Annotated in this window: 10 protein-coding genes and 1 pseudogene; 9 read left to right on the forward strand and 2 right to left on the reverse strand. The window is 42.3% G+C overall.

The window, feature by feature from the left end; genetic code table 11:
* Window positions 1–33: 33 nt before the first annotated feature.
* The 4 genes from recC to NH454_RS04830 are packed head-to-tail and all read left to right on the forward strand — an operon-like array spanning window position 34 to window position 9286.
* Complete coding sequence (recC, locus tag NH454_RS04815) at window positions 34–3378, forward strand: exodeoxyribonuclease V subunit gamma (protein ID WP_253038364.1); 3345 nt, start codon at window positions 34–36, stop codon at window positions 3376–3378.
* Window positions 3365–6940, forward strand: coding sequence for an exodeoxyribonuclease V subunit beta (gene recB / locus NH454_RS04820; RefSeq protein ID WP_253038366.1), 3576 nt, complete (start codon window positions 3365–3367; stop codon window positions 6938–6940). Before recC ends, recB begins: the two co-directional genes overlap by 14 nt.
* Window positions 6941–6984: 44 nt before the next feature.
* Window positions 6985–9021, forward strand: a complete 2037-nt coding sequence (gene recD / locus NH454_RS04825; protein ID WP_253038456.1) for an exodeoxyribonuclease V subunit alpha — start codon at window positions 6985–6987, stop codon at window positions 9019–9021.
* The gene (locus NH454_RS04830; RefSeq protein ID WP_253038368.1) at window positions 9008–9286 is read left to right on the forward strand and encodes a GNAT family N-acetyltransferase; all 279 of its coding nucleotides are present in this window, start codon (window positions 9008–9010) and stop codon (window positions 9284–9286) included. Before recD ends, NH454_RS04830 begins: the two co-directional genes overlap by 14 nt.
* A 173-nt stretch (window positions 9287–9459) precedes the next feature.
* Here the strand turns inward: NH454_RS04830 and NH454_RS04835 are convergent, their stop codons facing one another.
* Together NH454_RS04835 and NH454_RS04840 are read right to left on the reverse strand one after the other, a co-directional pair.
* On the reverse strand, window positions 9460–10089 hold the full coding sequence (locus NH454_RS04835) for a trimeric intracellular cation channel family protein (protein ID WP_253038369.1): 630 nt from the start codon (window positions 10087–10089) through the stop codon (window positions 9460–9462).
* Window positions 10090–10205: 116 nt separating this feature from the next.
* The gene (locus tag NH454_RS04840; RefSeq protein WP_253038370.1) at window positions 10206–11495 is read right to left on the reverse strand and encodes an amidohydrolase; all 1290 of its coding nucleotides are present in this window, start codon (window positions 11493–11495) and stop codon (window positions 10206–10208) included.
* Window positions 11496–11780: 285 nt separating this feature from the next.
* Here NH454_RS04840 and NH454_RS04845 point away from each other — a divergent pair, with 285 nt between their 5' ends.
* The 5 genes and pseudogenes from NH454_RS04845 to NH454_RS04865 form a co-directional block, all read left to right on the forward strand.
* Complete coding sequence (locus NH454_RS04845; protein WP_253038371.1) at window positions 11781–12473, forward strand: Crp/Fnr family transcriptional regulator; 693 nt, start codon at window positions 11781–11783, stop codon at window positions 12471–12473.
* Window positions 12474–12527: 54 nt separating this feature from the next.
* The gene (locus NH454_RS04850) at window positions 12528–12932 is read left to right on the forward strand and encodes a hypothetical protein (protein ID WP_253038372.1); all 405 of its coding nucleotides are present in this window, start codon (window positions 12528–12530) and stop codon (window positions 12930–12932) included.
* A 105-nt stretch (window positions 12933–13037) separates the two neighbouring features.
* Window positions 13038–13541, forward strand: coding sequence for an Mpo1-like protein (locus tag NH454_RS04855; RefSeq protein ID WP_253038373.1), 504 nt, complete (start codon window positions 13038–13040; stop codon window positions 13539–13541).
* A 21-nt stretch (window positions 13542–13562) separates the two neighbouring features.
* Window positions 13563–14351 (forward strand): SDR family oxidoreductase, encoded by a 789-nt coding sequence (locus NH454_RS04860; RefSeq protein WP_138557155.1) that lies wholly within the window; start codon window positions 13563–13565, stop codon window positions 14349–14351.
* A gap of 177 nt (window positions 14352–14528) precedes the next feature.
* A pseudogene (locus tag NH454_RS04865) lies at window positions 14529–15530 on the forward strand (branched-chain amino acid aminotransferase); the annotation flags it as partial.
* Window positions 15531–15561: the final 31 nt, after the last annotated feature.

Here is a 15561-nt window from a genome sequence, read left to right on the forward strand (position 1 = left end):
CAATTAGTTAGTTTCAAGCAAGGACAGTGTAGAGTGCTGAATATAATTCAATCAAATCGCATGGAAGCACTGCAAGCGCGGTTTCACGCTCTTCTTAAAGTTAATCCATTAACGAGCCCCTTTAAAAAAGAAATTGTGCTCGTGCAGTCACCGGGTATGTCGCAGTGGCTAAAAATAGGTTTAAGCGAACACTTAGGGATTGCCGCTCAGGTCGATTTTCCGCTGCCTTCGAGTTTTATTTGGCAGCTTTACCAACAATTATTGCCTGATGTACCCAGTGAATCACCGTATAACAAAGCTAACCTTGCTTGGAAGCTGTTTGCGATTTTACCAAACTGCATTGATGAGCCGCTGTATTTACCACTGAAAACCTATTTAGAGGGTGATAGCGAAGGGCAAAAAACCTTTGCCTTGTGCGAGAAAATTGCCGACGTTTATGACCAATACTTAATGTATCGCCCTAATTGGATTGCCACTTGGGAGCAGGGCATCAATGAACTTGATGATGTTGATGTAGGCATTGCGCCATGGCAACCGGATCTTTGGCGCAAGCTGGTGGCGCACAGTAAAGAACTTGGGCAAAGCCAATATCACCGTGCCAACATGCAAGACAAACTCCTTGCAGCCCTTGAAAAAATGGACGCAAGCCTATTACCTGAGCGTATTAGTTTATTTGGTATTTCTGCAATTGCTAGCAGCCAGCTTGAAGTATTTCAGGCCATTGCGAAAAAAACGCAGGTGTTTTTGTTTTTCTTTAACCCAAGTGAACATTACTGGGGCGACACACTCGATGAAAAAACAGCAGCCAAGATTGCTGCTAAATATGCCAAACGCCCGCAGTTACAAGCGCTTGAAGACAGCGCTAAAAACCCTGAACACGAGTACTTTTTTATTGGTAACCCGTTACTCTCGTCGTGGGGTAAATTAGGCCGAGATTATTTTGAGCAGTTACTACAACTAGACGCGCAGTGGCTTGACGGATTCGATAACGAGTTTGATCAAAGCTTGCTATCGCAAATTCAGTCTGAAATTTACCAATTAGCATTTAAAGGTGAATCACTAACGCCTGATAAAGAATGGTTTATTAATGACGAAGGCAAATTGCCGATTCAGGCTGATGACACCAGTATTGTGCTGAGCGATTGTCACACGCCACTTCGTGAAGTAGAACGACTACACGATTACTTGCTTAATTTATTCAATGAAAATAAAGCACTAACACCGAAAGATATTATTGTAATGATGCCGGATGTTGGCACATATAGCCCGTATATTGAGGCAGTGTTTGGTGGTGCAGAGGGGCGACGCTTTATCCCTTATGCGTTAGCCGATTTAGCCATAGAGCAAGAAAAACCGGTGCTTAGTTCGTTTGCTAGTTTAGCTGATTTACCATACTCACGCTTTGGTGTATCTGACATTCTTGATTTACTGCAAGTCACGCAAATTGCCGAAAAATTTAAACTCGAAGCTCATGAGTATGAGCAAATAGGTTTTTGGCTTGAACGCGTTGGGGTTAAATGGGGTTTAGATGCCGCTCACAAAAACAGTTTTGGCTTACCCGCAATAGATTTAAATACCTGGCAACATGGCTTAAACCGTTTGTTATTAGGTGTTGCACAACGGGATGAACAACTGCCTTTCTCGGGGATTTACAGTGCCGATGAAGTTGAAGGTATGGCACTAAATACCTTAAATAAACTCATTGAATTTATTGATATACTGGCCCGTTATAAAGCCAAGCTGCAAGCTGATGCACCGCTTAATGAAAAGGCAGAAATTCTAAAAGAGTTATTAAGCGATATATACAGTGATGAAGGTGAACAAAGCTGGGATTTATTAGTACTGCAAAAAGTGCTCGATACACTGATTAAGCATTATGATAATGGCGATTACCAACAAGCCGTTTCGCAGCGTATTGTGAGTTACTTGGTTAAACAAGGTATTCAAGAAAAAGGCGTAGGGCAGCGCTTTTTAGTGGGCCAAGTTAACTTTTGTACGTTGATGCCAATGCGTGCGGTGCCATTTAAAGTGGTGTGCATGCTAGGTTTAAATGATGCGGATTATCCGCGTACCGTTCAGCCAATTGGTTTTGACTTAGTGCCTTTCTCAAAACGCCAAAAAGGCGACCGCTCTCGCAAACTTGATGACCGTTACCTGTTTTTAGAAGCGATTTTAAGTGCCCGTGAGAATTTATACATCAGTTATATTGGTCGTTCTTGTTTTGATAACCAACCAAGAATGCCTTCAACTTTAGTGAGCGAACTGCTGGAATACATAGCCCGTAGTTTTGAATTTGCTGATCAAGACACTCACTTAAAGCTACCAGAGGCGCTAATTAATTATCAGCACTTACAGCCATTTAATCCGGCTTATTATCTGACCACTAACAAAGAAGGTAATAAAAACCAAACTGATGGCGAGCAAAAAGCAAACAAACCGCTAGCCACACAATTACACAGCTATAACCCAGTGTGGATGCCAACTCAAGCTGTTAACCCTGAACCTCAGCAAGCGCTTAGTGTCCAGCCAGAAAGCAGTGTTGAGTTAACTCAGTTTATTCGTAGTATTTGCCAGCCGCACGAGAGCTTTTATCAGCAAAGTTTGGGTTTACGCTTGCCGCAATTTAACGATATTGCTAAAGATGAAGAGCCATTTAGTTTAGACGCATTACGTCGCTACTTTTACCTAGACGAAATTCTCGAAGCCAGCATTCAAGAAATTCCTCTGAACCAAGCGCAAATAATGCAGCGCGGTGAGTTACCTCAAGCCCATGTTGGCGATCTTGTATTTGAAAGTATGCAGCACCGAGTTGATGCGCTTGCAGGGCAAGTGAAAGCACATATTCAAGGTGATGAAGCATTACCCGTTGAAGTAAATATTAAAATTGCCAATACCACACTAGAAGGTTGGTTAAATCATATTTATGGTCAAAAACAGGTGTTTTATCGCACCGCCAGTATTAAAGCAAAAGATGTTATTCGTGGCTTTGTGCATCATTTAGCGGCGCAAATAATGGGCCAGCCAGTTGAAACCCTTATTCTTGGTTTAGACAAGCAAATTAGTTTTTCACCCTTGTCAGAAAACGATGCCCGCAAGTATTTAAACGATTGGTTCTCGCTTTATGAAACGCTTTTAACTCGCCCAGTGGCGTTCTTTCCGGTCAGTGGTTACGAGTACATAAAAACAGATAAAGATATGGTCAAAGCAAACAATAAATTCGCGCCGCAATACATAGGCATGGGTGAGGGTGAAAATCCGTATATTCGTTTAACCATAAAGAGCCTTAAAGACTGTGAAGAAGAGTTTATAAAATGGAGCGAGCTGCTGTTATCGCCACTCGTTGAATTAGCACAGGAGGCCGATCATGCAAACGCTTAATCCAATGAGTATGGCGCTGTGTGGGCAAAGCCTTATTGAAGCCAGTGCCGGTACAGGTAAAACCTATACAATCACAGGTTTGTATTTACGGTATTTGTTGGGCTTACAAAAAGCGACCGGGGAAGATCAACAATTAAATACGCCGCTTAGTGTTGAGCAAATCCTAGTGGTGACCTTCACTGAGGCCGCCACCCAAGAAATTAAAGACCGTGTGCGAGCGCGTATAATCAATGCCAGAGATGCTCTGCTTGGCAAAAAGCCCGATGATGAGCTGATTGAGCAAGTAATTGACGAGGTAAGTGACAAACACGCCGCATTTGATTTGCTAGACGCTGCGGCAAAGTCGATGGATGAAGCTGCCATATTCACCATTCATGGCTTTTGTCAGCGAATGCTGAAACAACATGCTTTTGAATCAGGGGTGGCGTTTAACTTAGAGTTTATTTTAGATGAGCGTGAGCTTATTCAAGAAACCCTTAATGACTTTTGGCGTGCTTTTGTTTACCCACAATCAAAAGAGCGCACGCAAGCAATTACCGATATTTTCCCAGTGCCTGCGTCACTGTATTCACAGGTAGTGAGTTTACTCAATAAACAAGGGGCAACAATCACCCCCGAGTATGACCTTGACGATATATGGCAAGCACGCGATAACTTTGTGGCAAAAGTCCCGGCATTTAAAAAGGCGTGCCGTGAGAGTGAGTTTATTAATGCTGTAAAAGCGTCTGATTTAAGTGGCTCAAAAACCCCAGGGCGAAAAAACAGCCTTGCAGCGCTTGAAGAATACTTAAACAATGACGAGTTGTTTTTTGTATTTGGTACGAGTAAATACTCGTTTGAAGTGTGGAGCACAGAGAATTTAAGCGACCCTGCAAATTATAAGAAAAACGGCAGCTTACTCAGTCACGAAATGCTGGCTCGGTTTGATGAAATGGCGCAACTTAGTAGCCTTATCAATAACGGATTGAATATTGCGATAGTGCAATACGCAGCTAAATGGGTCGCAAATGCATTAGTTAAACGCAAGCAAGAACAAGGCGTTATTACTCCAGATGACTTACTGAGTAACTTGCATCAGGCGCTTTTAAGTGAGCAAGGCCAAGCATTAAGTGAAAAAATTGCGGCTTTATTTCCAGTTGCCATGATTGACGAATTCCAAGATACCGACCCAGTTCAATATGGCATTTTTAGCCGTATTTATGGCATTAAAAACACCACCCTTGCCATGATAGGTGATCCAAAACAGGCTATTTATGGTTTCCGTGGTGCAGATATTTTTACTTATATTGGCGCAAAACAAGCCGTTGAAAAAGACAAGCAATACACCCTAGATACCAACTATCGCTCAAGTGAAGGGGTTGTTGATAGCGTAAACCGCTTATTTTCTAAAAATGACAATAGCTTTATTTATAACGACGCAATCCCATTTCAAAAGGTTAATGCGAAGGGAAAACAGCAAGACAAAGCGTTTTTAATAAACGGTGAAATGCCAAGTGCATTTGAATTTTCGGTTTTTGTTGATGAATACGCCGAAGCCAACAACAAGCCAACTAGCAAAGGGGTGGCTCAACAAGCATTGGCTTTGCAATATACGAAAAAAATCACCGAGCTACTCAAGCAAGCTGATGCAGGCGCTGCAACCATTGCAGGAAAACCTCTTACTGCCGCTGATATCTGTGTGTTAGTGCGTGACCGAAACGAAGCACAGCTGATGAAAACTGCACTGGCAGAAGCCGCCATTGCCAGTGTGTATTTATCGCGAGATAGTGTTTTTAACCAAGAGCTTAGTCATCATTTACTGAACTTTTTATCGGCATTGCATGGACAGTATGATGAATCATTACTGCGTGGTGTGCTTGCTGGGCCATTGTTTTGCTTAAGCTACAACCGTATTTATGAGCTTCACGAAAATGAAAGCGCATGGCAAGAACATTTAAACTTTTTTGCTCAGCTTGCTCATATTTGGCATAAACAAGGCGCTATGGCGATGCTCGAGCGTTTATTAAGCCATAATCAGCTCGCAGCGCGTTGGCAAGGCTTAGGTTACAACGTTGAGCGCTGGCTCACCGATTTCCGCCATTTAGGGGAAATCTTACAGCAAAAGCAAATTGAGCTTGAGGGCACCCACAGGTTGCTGCGTTGGTTTGCACAAAAAGTTAGTCAACAAGATGGTGAAGCGGTGCAAGTACGCTTAGAAAGCGATGCTAATTTGGTGAAAATTGTCACCATGCACGCCTCAAAAGGCTTAGAGTACCCGATTGTATTCATGCCGTTTGCCTGTGGTTATCGCGAAAGCAAAGAAGCTCTTTATCATAAAGACGGTAAGCTGATTTATGACCTTGCTAAAAGTGACGACGCAATGCAAAAAGCAGAGCAAGAGCGCTTGGCTGAAGATTTACGCTTACTTTATGTGGCGCTGACTCGTGCCGTGCATTTTTGTTCTGTGGGTATGTATAACATTTCGCAAGGTCGTAGTGCTCGCCCTGGTATTCAAAGTACCAGCATTGGCCACGTATTATTTGCAGGGTTAGAGATCAAATCGGGCGATGAATGGCGCGCGTTGTTACAACAATTTTGTGAAGGTTCTGCGCACATGCACTATGAGGCGTTTCGCCAAGCAGATGAGCTTGAAAAGTTAACATTTGCTGGCGCTGACAGTGAGCAAGAATATCAAGTTAATACTGTAAAAGCAGACATTCAGCGTGATTGGCGCTCAACCAGTTTTAGTAGCTTAACGCTGAAAAAGCATACTGATCATATTGAACTTGGCCGCAGTGATGAAGACCACGAAAAAGATGAGTTTTTAGCCCAAAATGCCAATGCTTTAACTCCTTACAGCTTCCCTAAAGGGGCTAAGCCGGGTAGTTGTTTGCATGAAATTTTTGAGCGATTAGACTTTACCGACCCTTATGCGTTAAAGCGCCCGGCCAGCGAACAAGATGACCATGCACTTGATAAAGTGATCAAAAAGTTATTCGAAAAATACCATATTGATGATAGCTGGCAGGAAATGACCGAGCAGTGGCTCCTTGCTGCGCTGAATTGCCCATTGAACGATAAAGGGCTTAGTTTATCAGTACTTGAGCCTGATACCTGTTTGGTCGAAATGGAATTTAATTTACCGCTGTTATCGCTCTCAAGCGATAAGCTTAACCAAGTGTTGGTAAAACATTTTAACTTACCTGGGCAGCTCGACTTTAGTGAGGTACAAGGCTTACTAAAAGGCTTTATAGATTTAATATTTTGCTGGCAGGGTAAGTATTATATTCTTGATTATAAATCGAACTTTTTAGGCAACAGTGCGGCTGATTACCAACATGAGCAACTAGAACAAGCCATGACCAGTCATCAGTATCATTTGCAGTATTTAATTTATACCGTAGCACTGCACCGTTTATTAAAACAACGTATTCAAGATTACGATAGCGACACGCATTTAGGCGGTGTTTACTACACCTTCTTACGTGGTATGAGCGAAGGGCAAGGGGTGTATTTTAATCAGCTAACAAAACAGCAAATAACTGAGCTTGATAGCCTATTCGCACAAGGAGCCATGCTATGAGTCAAATGACATTCGGCTTTGATGACCATGAGCAAAACGAGCCAATGAATAAGCAGCCAGAACAATCAGCAGAACATGCCCAAAGCGATTCAGTGTTACCTGCCACAGAGATTAAAACGCAGCCATTACTGAGTTATTTACTGGAGGCAAAACGTATTCGCTTAGTTGATGTGAAACTCGCTGAACTATTGACTGGTACAGAAACAGTAGCCGGTTCACAATCGTTGATAGAGAATAACGATGCAGCGCACAGTGAGGTTTTTTACCTGATTTTATTACTTGCGGTAGCGCAGCAAAGTCAGCACAGCTGTTTAGAGCTCGTGAATATAAACTGGCAAAATCCGTTTGAAATTAAACAGCAAAGCTTAGCTGATGCCAGCATCGCAGCCCCTGATGTTTTAACCCCGTTTGCATCAGAATTTGGCCTTACTGAGGCCGTTAATAAACTAATGAATGCTGAGTGTGTCGGGGACGACAAACCACTGCTATTGTTTGCGAATAAACTTTACTTTGCCCGTTTGGCAGAATACGAAACCACACTGGCATCGCGTTTACATCATCTAGCAACGAAAGAGCTCACCCTAGATGAAGCCGCATTAACGGTATTGCTTGAGGTGTATTTTCCTAGCAGTGAACATACAACCAGCCCAAGCGATCCTATTAAAACATTAAACTGGCAAAAAGTAGCCTGTGCGATCGCTGCAACAAAAGGCTTTAGTGTGATCACCGGTGGCCCGGGTACCGGTAAAACCACCACGGTAACTAAGCTACTGGCCATATTACAATCCTTGTATGCCAGTGCACCGCTAACAATAAAGCTGGTTGCACCGACAGGTAAAGCGGCAGCTCGTTTAACAGAGTCGATTTTAGGGGCAAAGCAAAAGCTCACTATGATCCCTGATAATATCGCGCCACTTATTCCAGACAGCGCGCAAACGATTCACCGTTTACTGGGCGTTATTCCGCATACCAATAAGTTTCGCCATAACAAGCGTAACCCGCTGCATTTAGATGTACTGATCATTGATGAAGCATCGATGGTTGATTTGTCACTTATGGCAAAACTAATCGAGGCATTACCGAACCATGCAAGGCTTATTTTACTGGGTGATAAAGACCAATTAGCCTCGGTTGATACGGGCAGTATTCTTAGCGACCTATGCCAAGGGTTAGAGCTTGGCAAAATGCCTGCTTACAGCAGTGAAAGAGCAGCGCAGCTTAATCGCGTTAGTTTTAATAATCAGAGCGAGATACCTGCGGCGAGCAGTCATTTTGTACTTAACGATTGTATTGCGTTTTTACAGCAAAGTTATCGTTTTGATGGCAGCAGCGGCATTGGTCAATTAGCACAAGCTGTAAATACCAATAACACAGGCTTACTGGGCTATGTAGAGCAAACGATTAATCAAGGTGGCTTTAAAGACCTTAAACTTAATTACAGCGTAATTAGTAAACCGATAGAGCAGTTTGTGAAACAAGCGGCGTTGCAATACCACGATTATTTGCAACTTATCCAGCAAGGGGCAAGTGTTGCAAGTGTGCATAAAGCATTTGCGCATTATCAGTTACTGGCAGCCGTCAGAGAGGGTGATTACGGTGTAAATAGCCTTAATCAACGTATTGAAAAAGCACTGGCTCAACAAGGTTTAATCTCGCCTTATCAAAGGCATTATGTGGGTATGCCAATTATGATCAGCCAAAACGACTACCAGCTAAAATTGTTTAATGGCGACATAGGTATTTTAATGCATGATGAGCAAGGTCAGTTAAAAGCCATGTTTGTTGATGAACAAGAAAATATTCGCGCCTTTTCGCCCGCACGTTTACCTGCTCACGATAAAGTGTATGCCATGACAATTCATAAGTCGCAAGGCTCTGAATTTGCTTACACTGCAATGATTTTACCACCAATAAAACAGGCTAATCAGGGCATTAACAGGCAATTGGTTTATACGGGGATCACCCGCGCGAAAACCACATTTGAGCTGGTGGCCGATAAAAATGTATTGCTTATGGCGATGAATAAATCTGTTACTCGTGCATCAGGTTTATACGATAGGTTAAAACATGAAGCTAGTTAAAGTAACGAGTGAGCAACTCAACGAGTTAATGGGTTGGTTTAACTCAGAGGCTGAACTGCGTATTTGGTCTGGGCCTTTTTTTAATTACCCATTTGATAAGCAAAGCTTTAAAACAGATTTAAACCTAGATACGCTGAATTCTTACGCGCTGGTTAATGACGAAGGCCGCATATTAGGGTTTGGGCAATACTACTTACGTGAAGGGCGTTGTCATTTAGGGCGGCTAGTTATCGCGCCAAGTGAACGTGGCAAAAGTCTTGCATAAGTGTTGATAAACTTACTAGGAGAGCAGGGCAAACAGCAGTTGCAGTGCGATAGCTTGTCGTTGTTTGTGTATAGCCACAATACCCTTGCTAAAACAGCCTATGAAAAACTGGGTTTTATACAAACCCAGTATCCAGCGGACATGCCACTCGATGGCTGTATTTATATGACCTGCTAAGAGCGTTTAAAGCTGCTTTTACGAAACAGATTAGGTTGCCAGCCAAAGTGTATGGCGCCTAATCTTAAACATACCGTCACAGCAAATGCGCCAATAATGCACCAAATATAACTCACCTCAAGGGTGAATAAAGCCGCATAAGTTAACCCGCCAGATAAGCAAGCGGTTGAATAGAGTTCTTCGCCCATTACCAGAGGCACTTCTCGGCAGATCACATCACGCATCAGGCCGCCAAAAATACCCGTGGTCATACCCATGGTGATGGCAACAATCATATCTGCGCCGCCAATCAATGCCTTTTCGATACCAATAATATTGAAAATAGCCATCCCCACGGCATCCATTAATAGCATAGTGGTGTTACTTAAATCGGGTAAGTGACGAATAGATAAGATAGAGGCGAATATGGCTATATAAGTTGCGTACAAATAATCGGGCTGAGCTATCCAAAATACTGGTTTGTTAAGCAATATGTCTCGAAGTGTGCCACCACCCAGAGCTGTGACTGTGGCAACCACCACCACACCAAAACCACCGACACTTTTTTCATGGCCCAGCAAAGTGCCAGAAATAGCAAAAAACGCTACACCGATAATGCTTAAAAAATGAAAGTATTCTGATGTCATGGGGCTTCCTTACCTGTTTATAGTAACTAAACCCTAGCAAAATGAACTTTATTGATGCTGAACAGCTAAGAAAATAGGGCGGGTAGTGATGTCACCCGCCGGTAAGAAAATTATTATTATTTTAGGTAATCAACCACTAATTGCGTCATTGCATTTACGCCAAGCTGTAAAGCTTTTTCGTCTGCAAAAAAGTGTGGTGAGTGGTTACTAGGTGCTGTAACTGCATCTTGACCTTTTGGTGTGACACCTAAGAAAAAGAACATGCCTGGTGTTTCTAAGGCGTAGTAACTAAAGTCTTCGGCACCTGTGATAAGTGGTGTTGTAATCAGGTTTTCTTTACCAACTACACCAGCAAGTGTTGGTGTCATTTTCTTGGTTAATTCAACATCGTTCACTGTTACTGGGTAACCATGGTCAATGTGAACATGTGCTTCTGCGCCACCTGATTCAGCTACCATCTCAGCGGTTTTAGCTAAACGTTTTTTTATGTCAGCACGCATTTCTTGGTCAAAGGTACGAATTGTGCCCACCATTTCAACTTCATCAGGGATGATGTTGTTACGCACACCGCCATTAATGGCACCAAATGAAACCACAGAAGGCGCTTTGGTCACATCAACTTGGCGAGAAGCGATGGTTTGTGTTGCCATAATAATTTGTGATGAAGCTACAATTGGGTCAACCCCATTCCAAGGACGTGAGCCGTGAGTTTGGCGGCCTTTTACTGTGATTGTAAACTTGTCGGCGCTGGCCATTAGCGGCCCTTCACGATAACCAATTTGTCCGGTATTAAGTGAGCTGGTTACGTGTAAACCAAACACGGCTTCTGGCTTTTCTTTAAATAAGCCTTCTTTAAGCATAAGCTCAGCACCACCTTCTTCGCCATCAGGTGCACCTTCTTCAGCAGGTTGAAAAATAAACAGAATATCACCTGCTAGTTGATCTTTAATTTTTACTAAAGACTCAGCGGCCGCCATTAAAATAGCCACATGGTTATCATGACCACAGGCATGCATTACGCCAACGGTATTGCCTTTGTACTCTGTTGTTTGCGTTGACGCGAAAGGTAAGTCTACTTGCTCTTTAACAGGGAGTGCATCCATATCAGCACGTAGCGCAATAAGCGGACCTTTTTTGCCCCCTTTAAGTTTGGCAACCACACCGGTATGAGCTACACCTGTTTGAACCTCAAGGCCTAATGAACGTAAATGCTTAGCCACGTATTTGGCTGTTTCAAACTCACGGTTACTAAGCTCTGGATATTGGTGTAAATGACGGCGCCATTTAATGACCTTTTCGCTGACGCTTTTATTGGCAGACTTAAGTTCAGTATTAATATCACTAGCAAATGCAGGGGTCGAAATCGCACTGAGAAGTAGGCTGGTCGAAAGTAGTTTGTTTAACATCCCGTATCCTTTTATTATTTAGATATCCAAACAATCTCAAAATACTAGTTTCAGTTGGAATTAAAAGCGATTTAGGTAAAGCATTGATTAGAAGTAATAGATGTTCTATTGTTAAAACCATTAACGCAGTATAAATCGCTTTTAAACCAACCCTTTGGGCGCTTCACAGGCACTTACTCTCATCGTTGTTACTTCTTAAAAGGGAATGCCATTCTTGCAAAGTAACGCCTTGATATTAAGCACCTGTGAAACGCTGAATTCTGCATTTTGAGATGGCTTGGATATATGCACTACATCAATGTAAAGTATAACCACTTGAATGAACAAGACCTTTCGGTAATTAACCAAGACAAATGGTTTAAAAATCGCACACAATTATTTAAAGACAAGCTAGTTAAAAATGCTAAATTAATCACCTTAAAGGCAGGTGATGCATTGTTTTTGCGTGGTGATGAAAATACCGGTCTGTATTGTGTTATTAATGGCGTGCTTAGAGTTTCTGGGGTTAATAGCCAAGGCAAAGAAGCGGTGCTTAGTTTTGTAACCAGTGCTATGTGGTTTGGTGAAGTTGCTTTGTTTGATGGCGGTCGACGCACCCACGATGTGTATGCACAAACTGCGGTACGGCTACTACACGTGCCTGAGCGGGCATTAACTCAGTTATTACAAGAGCATCCCGCTTATTGGCATGATTTTGGGCTGTTGCTTACCGATAAAGTGCGAAGCCTGTTTGACTCCTTGGAAGATCACGCACTCCTCACGGCCAAGCAAAAGGTGAGTAAGCGGTTATGTATGCTTTATCAGTCGTCACTCCAAAGCTGTTTGCCGCTTACCCAGCAACAACTTGCCGATATGACCTATTTAACACGGCAAACCATTAATCAAATATTACAATCCCTACAAGCTGATTCAATTATTAATCTTAAATATCAATCAATTGAAGTAATTGACATCGAAAAATTACAATCTCAATGCTAGTTTGGAACTAAAATTGCTACAAAGTTGTAATCAAGCTTAAACGGAAGACAACTTGTGGCAATTACATTTCATAATCAATATAACCCATATCAGGTTTCGGCTGCTGCTAGGCTGTCGCAAACAACTCGCCTCGATGATGTGAAGGCCATGCATACGCCTGCATCTTCAGCACAGCAACTTTTACAAAAGCAGTCTGAGCCCAGTTCTTTTTTAGCACAAGCGCAAGAAGCCTTGGTTTATCAGCGACTCGGGGTTGATAAAGAGAAAATTGATGAAATAAAAGCGCAAATAGAAAAGCTTGCCGAACAAATGCAGCAACAAGGTGCCGACACCAAAGCACTGCAAGAAAAAATGAATGAACTGCAAGGAATGCTTGATGAAGAATATCAAAAAGGACGTGAACGCATGGATATGCAGCCAGAAGCTGAAAAAGGCAAGGTCATCGATGCGTTGGTTTGATGTGTAAGTTTAATATAGCCATTTTAAAATGTCGGTTAGTTGACATTCTTGACGGTGAATTTTCTGCTAATCTGAATTTTGAACACAATTTTGGCAGGAAAAATAATGAAAACATTAAAACAACAACTGACAAATTACGCTCTTTATCACCGCTCTAAGCGTAATATTTACACCCATTTTATTGGCATCCCATTAATTGTATTTGCGATTATTTGTTTATTGAAACGAGTCACGCTTATTTCAGAGCCTGCTTTTATCTCCTTGGCAACCGTGGTGATTGTACTTAGCTGTCTTTATTACTTGATGCTAAGTTTATCAATGGGGTTAATTATGACTGTATGCTTAAGTTTGTTGAGCATTGCCGCTGAGCCCGTGGTGTCACTTGACGTGGAATTATGGCTAGCGGTAAGTATTGGTAGTTTTGTTGTAGGTTGGGTATTTCAGTTTGTTGGCCATTATTTTGAAGGTAAAAAGCCAGCCTTTGTTGATGATTTAATTGGTTTGGTCATAGGGCCGTTATTTGTATTAGCAGAGTTTTTGATTATGCTTGGTTTTTATAAAGATATTGCTGAACATATCGAACAACATGCAGGCCCTAACAAAGCATAACAACAATAAAAAGGAACACATATGCAATTAAATGGTAAAACAGTTTGGGTAACTGGGGCATCTTCTGGAATTGGTGAAGCACTTTGTGAGCAATTAGCTGCAAAGGGCGCAGTGCTGATATTGTCTGCTCGTAATGAAGAAAAACTCAACGCTCTAAATACAAGGCTCGGTGGCAATCATCATGTGGTTGCGCTAGATTTGGCAAAACCTGAAGCCTTACTTGAAGATATGCCCGCAGTGATTGAGCGAATTGGCCGCATTGATGTGCTTATCAATAACGGTGGAGTGTCGCAGCGCAGTTTATTTTTAGAAAATGAATTCACTGTGTATCGCCAACTGATGGAAGTAAACTACTTTGGTTTAATAGCTTTAACCAAAGCGGTAGTACCGCAAATGGTTGAACAGGGTATGGGCATGGTCGTTTCAATTAGCAGTGTAGCGGGTAAAGTCGGTTCAAAGTTCAGAACAGGTTATTCGGGTTCTAAATACGCGGTAGTGGGTTTTATGGATTGCTTAAGAGCAGAGTTAGCCGACAAAAATATAAAATGTTTAACCATTTGCCCAGGTTCAATTAAAACTGCAATTGCCCATAACTCGCTAGATGGCCAAGGTAAGCCACAAAATAAACCCGAAGAATCAATCGAAAACGGCATGGATGTGGCAAAAGCGGCTGCAAAAATGATTAAAGCCATTGAAGCCGAGAAAGATGAAGTTGTGATTGGTGAAGGAATAAGTGGTTTAGCACCGACTATAAAGCGTTTTTTCCCGGGCTTTTTTAATCGCCTCACAGCAAAAATGAACTACAGGTAATTTCGCTTAGTAAGCGTATAAATAATTATCATTAAACAATGCGCACATGAGTTGCGCATTTTTTATACCAGGTGAACGTTTTTTTATCGTTTTTATCGAGAAAAGGCACTAGTTTGCTATGGTTAAACAGGGATGGATTAGCATACAATGGGGCAAAAGTAGTCCAAACAAGAGAGAACAACAATGGCCGCATTTGGTACTGTATTTATGCCACAAATGATCCAAGCACGTTTTGCTGATAACTCATGGAGTGAAAGCGCGCTGGTCCCATCTGATAAAATCGAATTACATGCGGGTGCACACGTATTACATTACTCAAGCACCTGTTTTGAAGGATTAAAAGCGTTTCGTCACGAAGATGGCTCGGTCTATATCTTTCGTATGGATGCTAACATTGCTCGTATGAAGCAAAGCTCTAAATTACTAAACTTACCTGACTTTGACGAAAGCATGCTTGAGCAAATGATCAAAGACATTGTTAAAGAGTATGCAGACGAAACACCAGCACCGCCGGGGTCTATGTATATTCGCCCAACTCACATTGGTACAGAAGCCGCAATTGGTAAAGCCGCTGCACCGTCAATGAGTTCCTTGCTTTATGTATTGCTTTCGCCAGTGGGTGATTACTTTGCAGGTGGTGCTACTGCACTGCGTGTATTACTTGAAGAAGACGGCATGCGCTGTGCACCTCACATGGGTATGGTTAAAAGTGGTGGTAACTATGCAAGTGCATTAGGTCCAATCTTACAAGCTCGCTCTGAGCATAAAGCTGACCAAATTTTATTCTGCCCAGGTGGCGATGTTCAAGAAACCGGTGCTGCGAACTTTATTCTAATCGATGGTGATGAAATCATCACAAAAGCACTTGATAGCACATTCTTACACGGTGTGACCCGTAATAGTATTTTAACGATTGCGAAAGATTTAGGTATGACTGTATCTGAGCGTAACTTTACTGTGTCTGAGTTGCTTGAAAGAGCTGCTAAGCCGGGCACTGAAGCTGCATTATCGGGTACCGCTGCGGTACTGACGTCGGTTGGCACGCTTATTCATAACGACCAAGAGTTTAAAGTAGGGTCGGGTGAACCAGGTGAAAAAGTCGCTAAATTACGCCAAGCATTGAATGATATTCAATGGGGCAAATCAGCAGATACTCATGGCTGGTTAACAAAAGTATAATTACGCAAACAGTGTTTACTATTGCGAAAAA

Source organism: Pseudoalteromonas sp. Ps84H-4 (assembly GCF_024124645.1).
GTDB lineage: Bacteria > Pseudomonadota > Gammaproteobacteria > Enterobacterales > Alteromonadaceae > Pseudoalteromonas > Pseudoalteromonas lipolytica_C.